Annotated in this window: 7 protein-coding genes and 1 pseudogene; 4 read left to right on the forward strand and 4 right to left on the reverse strand. The window is 65.9% G+C overall.

Annotation, left to right across the window (positions count from 1 at the left end):
• Positions 1–37: 37 nt before the first annotated feature.
• On the reverse strand, positions 38–583 hold the full coding sequence (locus WA965_RS29950; RefSeq protein ID WP_526448325.1) for a nucleotidyltransferase family protein: 546 nt from the start codon (positions 581–583) through the stop codon (positions 38–40).
• A gap of 256 nt (positions 584–839) precedes the next feature.
• Here WA965_RS29950 and WA965_RS29955 point away from each other — a divergent pair, with 256 nt between their 5' ends.
• Entirely contained in the window at positions 840–1,262 is a 423-nt protein-coding gene (locus WA965_RS29955) for an STAS domain-containing protein (protein ID WP_526301593.1), read from the forward strand.
• Here the strand turns inward: WA965_RS29955 and WA965_RS29960 are convergent.
• Together WA965_RS29960 and WA965_RS29965 are read right to left on the reverse strand one after the other, a co-directional pair.
• Positions 1,233–2,021, reverse strand: coding sequence for an RNA polymerase sigma factor SigF (locus WA965_RS29960; protein ID WP_526301591.1), 789 nt, complete (start codon positions 2,019–2,021; stop codon positions 1,233–1,235). The two genes, WA965_RS29955 and WA965_RS29960, sit on opposite strands and share 30 nt — an antisense overlap.
• Complete coding sequence (locus WA965_RS29965) at positions 2,018–2,452, reverse strand: ATP-binding protein (RefSeq protein ID WP_526301589.1); 435 nt, start codon at positions 2,450–2,452, stop codon at positions 2,018–2,020. The genes WA965_RS29960 and WA965_RS29965 overlap by 4 nt, the downstream gene beginning before the upstream one ends.
• A gap of 118 nt (positions 2,453–2,570) precedes the next feature.
• Between WA965_RS29965 and WA965_RS29970 the strand changes: the two genes are divergently transcribed.
• Together WA965_RS29970 and mbp1 are read left to right on the forward strand one after the other, a co-directional pair.
• The gene (locus WA965_RS29970) at positions 2,571–2,708 is read left to right on the forward strand and encodes a hypothetical protein (RefSeq protein ID WP_526301587.1); all 138 of its coding nucleotides are present in this window, start codon (positions 2,571–2,573) and stop codon (positions 2,706–2,708) included.
• Positions 2,709–2,929: 221 nt separating this feature from the next.
• Positions 2,930–3,166: a microaggregate-binding protein 1 gene (mbp1, locus tag WA965_RS29975; protein WP_526301585.1), complete on the forward strand. Its 237-nt coding sequence runs from the start codon at positions 2,930–2,932 to the stop codon at positions 3,164–3,166.
• A 177-nt stretch (positions 3,167–3,343) separates the two neighbouring features.
• On the opposite strand, the gene WA965_RS29980 is transcribed toward mbp1, so the two are convergent.
• Entirely contained in the window at positions 3,344–4,546 is a 1,203-nt protein-coding gene (locus WA965_RS29980) for an EAL domain-containing protein (protein WP_526301583.1), read from the reverse strand.
• Between the two features lie 468 nt (positions 4,547–5,014).
• Here WA965_RS29980 and WA965_RS29985 point away from each other — a divergent pair.
• Positions 5,015–5,591: pseudogene (locus tag WA965_RS29985) on the forward strand (molybdopterin-dependent oxidoreductase); the annotation flags it as partial.

Genomic DNA, 5,591 nt, shown 5'->3' on the forward strand with positions numbered 1-5,591 from the left:
ACCCCCACGGTGCGCAGCCGCGCCGGATTCGCTGGGCTCAGCGCTCGTCGACGTCCAGACCCGAACCCAGATCCGCGCAGTCCACCGCGACGACGTCGTCACGGCCGCGCAGAAACGGACCGGCCCCGTCGTCACCGGTGAGCGCGTCGAGCAGCTGCGGCCAGTGCCTGCGGGCGATCACCACCGGGTGACCTGGGCGTTCACCGTATTGCGCGCGGGCCAGCCCGGATTCCGACGTGGCGGCCACGGCCAGCACCCGACGCACCGCGGCGGCGCCGACGTCAGGGGTGTCGACGGTGGTCAGCACCACGAACTCGGTCGATTCGGCCAGCGAAGCCAGCCCCGCCCGCACCGACGCACTCACGCCGTCGGCCCAGTTCACGGCGACAACAGAACGCGCAGGTGGCGGCACATCGACCACAGCGGCGCCCAGGACGACGACCACGTCCCCACAGCCGCCGTCGGCCAGCGCTGACACGCCGAATCGCAGCCACCCGCCGTCCTCGGCGAGCACCTTGGGTAGGCCGTACCGGGTGCCCGCACCCGCGGCCAGCAGCACCCCTGCCGCTGAACTAGCCTGCATCACAGTACTTTTCACCAATCGTCCGTCGTCGGGGCGCTTTCTCCGCCGTGCATGGAAGCTGAGAATTGCGTGTGCAAGCCCGTGCCGCCATTGTCCAAGATCAACTTATGGGCGTAGGGTTCAGACCAGGTTGAATTCACAGCCATTTGGAAACGTCATCGTCACGCGGATTGAGTCCGCGCAGGCTTTGAAACCAAGGGCCCACCTTGACGTGAACCCAGGTCCGAATCACGCATTCCGACTATTGGAGTCACTAATGTCCAGTACCCAAGCAGCATCACCCGACCGGATCGACGGCCGTACCGCGCACTTCGAAACCACCTGGCCAGAGGCCTCGACGGCGGTCGTCGTCGCGCACGGCGAACTCGACGCCGCCAATGTCGGAGATTTCATCGACTACGCGCTGCGTCGTCGCGCCGACACCGACCGACTCGTCATCGACCTCTCCGGCTTGTCCTTCTTCGCCACCGCCGGCTTCACCGCCCTGCACACGCTCAACGTGCAATGTGTCGGAGCCGAGATCCGCTGGGCACTGGTGCCCAGCCCCGCGGTGCACCGGCTGCTCCGCATCTGCGACCCGGACAATGCCCTGCCGACCTGCACCGACGTCACCGAGGCGCTGTCCGCAGTGCACACCGATCAGCCGCGGCTACTGCAGCTGGTCCCGGAGCCTAGCTAGCGACTTCGCCAGCAGCCGGGACACGTGCATCTGCGAGATGCCGACCCGCTCGGCGATCTGCGTCTGCGTCATCGATTCGAAGAACCGCAGCATCAGCACGGTGCGCTCCCGCTCCGGGAGCGCATCGAGCAGGGGCCGCAGCGACTCCCGATTCTCGATCTGGTCGAGGCTCATGTCGACGTCACCGATCGTGTCGGCGAGTGCAGGCGCGTCTTCACTCCCGCTACCGCCGCTGTCGATGGACAGCGTGTTGTAGGAACTGCCGGCGACCAGACCCTCGATCACCTCGTCACGGTCCATCTCCAGCTCCGCGGCCAATTCGCTGGCCGTCGGCGCACGACCCAACCGCTGCGACAGTTCCGCGGTCGCGGCGCCCAGGCGCAGATGCAGTTCTTTGAGTCGCCGCGGGACTTTCACCGACCAGCTGTTGTCGCGAAAATGCCTGCGGACCTCGCCCATGATCGTCGGCACAGCGAACGAGACGAAGTCCGAGCCGGCGGTGACGTCGAAGCGGATGACCGCGTTCACCAGACCGACCCGGGCGACCTGGACCAGGTCGTCGCGTGGTTCACCGCGGCCGTCGAATCGCCGGGCGATGTGGTCGGCCAACGGCAGGCACCGGTTGACGATGCGGTCGCGCTGCCGCTGGAACTGCGCCGAACCGTCCTCGAGGCCGGCCAACTCGCGGAACATGTCGGCCACGTCCGAATATTCAGAGCTCGAACGTTTCGACGAGCCCTGCGAAGCCGGTCGCGTCACCTCAGCGAGCTCGCTCGCCTCGTCGTCACGGAGATGCCGAACGTCTGTCCGCCGTCGGCGGACTGACCGTTGCTGAAGGTGGTGACCTCGTCGGTGAGCGACGTCAGCACGTGCCAGCTGAAGCTTCCGGGGGCCAGGATGTCGGAGGTGTCGCATGTCGTCGACGCGTGCACGACCAGGGCGTCGGGCTGCGGATCGACCACCAGAAGCAGGGTCGCCTCGGGCACCGCCGACCTGATGAGGCGAGTGCAGGCCTCATCGACCGCAAGGCGCAGATCCGCGACGGCGTCGAAGTCCAGATCCTCGAAGGTGCCGATGGCGGCAACAAGCGTGCGCAGCATCGCAAGATTCTCCAGCGTGGCGGCCACTCGGAGCTCGACCGACTGGGCGCTGTGGCCCAGCCCATTGTTGTGGCTCACGACGTCGGCCATCTGCCCTCCTGGAAACTTGCAAGCGAGACTACCCCAGGCATATCCCCAGCTATCCACGGGCGTTGGGGGCAGTGGTAGCCGACGTTAGGCACGACGGAGGCTCGGGTACCCGCTGGTTATGAATGAAACCAAACCCAAACGCAAGCCGATACGCGGGGTCTTGATGGTGGCCGGCATGACGCTGGTCGTACTCATCTTGATTGCGGTGGCGATCTACACCGGCGCGTACCTGATCCTCGCGCCGATCATGCAGTGATCCCCCGGGGATGCGTCTTGATCGGTATGTCCTCATGGTCGAGGAGCAATACCCCCTTGACACGGCCGCTAAAACAAGGCCGGATCTCAAATCAATTACGTTGGCGCTGAAAGAGGTTCGTGAGACGCAGGTCACCGGTTTAGCTGCAGGGCGCGCCGGGAAGCCTCAGTGCGGGCCCAGAAGTTGGGCAGTGAACGTACTCCTCTACCGGAAGGCACATCATGGCTGACGAAAACAGTGGACCCGCAGAAGGCATCAAGGGCGTCGTCGAAGACGTAAAGGGCAAGGCCAAGGAAACGGTCGGCACCGTCGCCGGACGTGACGACATGGTCCGCGAGGGCAAGGCCCAGCAGGACAAGGCTGAGGCTCAGCGCGACGCCGCAGAGAAGGAAGCGGAAGCCGACTCGGCCCGCGCCGGCGCCAAGGCAGCTGAGAAGCGCCAGGAATCCAACCAGTAAGACGTCTCGAACGCACGAAGCCCGACCGGTTTATCCGGTCGGGCTTCGGTGATTCTCGGCGGCTCATCACGTCAGAGCATCGATCACCAGTGATTTCCAGACGAGTAGACCGTCGGACCAGCATCGGAGCCGTTGCCCACGGTAAGGACGTGCTCGTGGAGACGTCAGCGCGCAGCGTCAGCGGATGTTGGCTACCAACAGGCGCAGGATCTGTGTCACCGTCGCGTGATCGTGAACAATCCGATGGGGCACCGGATCGTTGAGGTTGGCGCCACGACGTCCGGCCAAAATCGAAACGGCCAGCGTCTCCGCGACGACCGTCAGTGACCACGCGCTACCGAGTTGCTCTTCCATCGACGCATCGATGCCGTGCACGCCCGCAGCCGGTTGGGTGCGACAGCCTGGTGCGAACAGCGCAACAAGTGCCGAATACGGCAGCGCGCCGGCGAGATGGGCAAGGGAGTCGGCGGCGATGTGGGTAATCCCTGGGGCGGTGGCGATGACCACCGCGGACCTACCCGAGCGAGCTGCGATGGCCAGCAATTCGCTGACCGCGTCGATGATCTGGGTCGCGGGCAGCGCCGCTTCGGGTATCGAACTCAGTCGCTGGGCCAGCGTCGCCTCTTCGCGGACGTCATTCCCGAGCAGTCGCACCGGTTGATCTACAGAACCGGTCGCGATCGGTAGCGGCTCGGCCGCGCCGTAGCGGACTCCTTGCACGAGATCAGCCCCCAGCGCCCGAGCCCGGGCTTCGTGGGCCTGGGTTTCTACACCTTCGCATACCATCAGCGCCCCGGTCCGGTCGCAGTACAGACGGGTGACGGTACGGATCCGAGCGATGTGAGTGTCCACCGGGCAGTGCAGGATCGACTTGTCGAGCTTCACGACGTCGGGTTGCAGAATCGCCAGCAGAGCCAGCGAGTCTTCCTCGGCGCCAACATCATCGACGGCCACCCCCCAGCCCTGCGACCGTACATGGGTGAGCGCCTCGATGAGCGCCCCGGGATTCGCGAGCGGCGAGCGTTCGGTGATCTCCACCACCACACGCAGGCCAGCCGCGGCGGCGCGGTCGAGCGTATCCATCGTCAGCGGATCCGGTCGGGAAATAATTGCTTCGGCATCAACATTTCCGAACAAGGTCTGCGTGGGGTGCCAGTCGACGTCGGTGAGCGCCTCGATGCTGCGCCGACTCATCGTGGCGTCCAGTTCGGAGATTCGTCCTGCACAGCGGGCTGCCGCCAGCAAGTCAGTCGGCTCAGCGAATGGCAGGCCCTCGGCGCACCGGGCCAGGGACTCGTATCCGGCGATCGAAAGGGTGTCGAGCCAGAGGATCGGTTGGAACAGGGGCCGCACCGAGTCGATGGCAAGACTCAGAGCCACGGGATCGTCGGACGCGCCCGCACCTTGGGGCGCATACCTGGCTGGGGTCCGTGCCGTTTCCGGGGAACGGCCGTCGGTCGCGGAAATCAGGAGCCCGCTGCCGTCAGCCTGTTGACGGCACTGCGGAAGAGCGTCGCGGTCATGAATATCATTCGGCTTGTGTCACCCCCGGGTCTCGCGAGCAGCACGAGAGCCGTTTGTCAGCCGGAAAATCCCAACTGGCACAGTTTGCCAGATGTCAACGCACCGCGCGCGCGAATAGCCACAGGCGAGAATTCGCCTGATCCGGCGGCATCGCATGCGTCTAGGCCGTGGTACCCATCCCCTGGCACAGTGGATTCGAATCGATCGCCCACTTCAGAAGTGAATTCCTGCTGGCGTGTAGAGATTCGTCCCTCTGCACCGGACGCCACCGCTGTCGGCAGGACAGTTGCCCATCCCGATGCCAGTTCGCAACGAAGACCTTCTATGACTTCCACCACCCGGTTGCCCGCTGTGCGCGCTGCACTCGCCGGTCTCATTGCCGTGATCGCGGCCCTCGGCGCCGGGCACCTCGTCTCCGGACTTGTCCTCGCCCCCGCCGCGTCGCCCTTCCTGGCGGTCGGCAACGCCACCATCGATCGGACGCCTGCGCCGGTCAAGGACTTCGCGATCACCTACTTCGGCACCAACGACAAGCCCGCCCTGCTCGTGGGCATGGCAGTCGTTCTCGTCGCCTTCGGACTGCTCGTCGGACTGATCTCGCGCCGCAGCGCGGTGCCGGGCCTGGCCGCGATCTGCGTCCTCGGCGTTGTCGGCGCGTTGGCCGTCTACGAGCAGTCCGCTGATCCGCTGGGGCTGCTGGCACCGCTGGCCTCGCTGGTCGTCGGCGTCGGCGTGTTCTGGTGGCTGCACCGACAAGCCCAGCCGCGCCGGGCAGCTGTCGGCGCTGAAGCCGAGGGGGCAGGTGACGCACCAGTGACCGAAGTCGGTCGGCGCCGATTCGTCCTGAACTCGCTCGCGGCGGCAGTCGGCGCGCTGATTGCCGGCGCGGGCGGGTTCGCAC

The sequence above is a fragment of the Mycobacterium sp. genome (assembly GCF_049683935.1).
In the GTDB taxonomy this organism is placed as follows: Bacteria; Actinomycetota; Actinomycetes; order Mycobacteriales; family Mycobacteriaceae; genus Mycobacterium.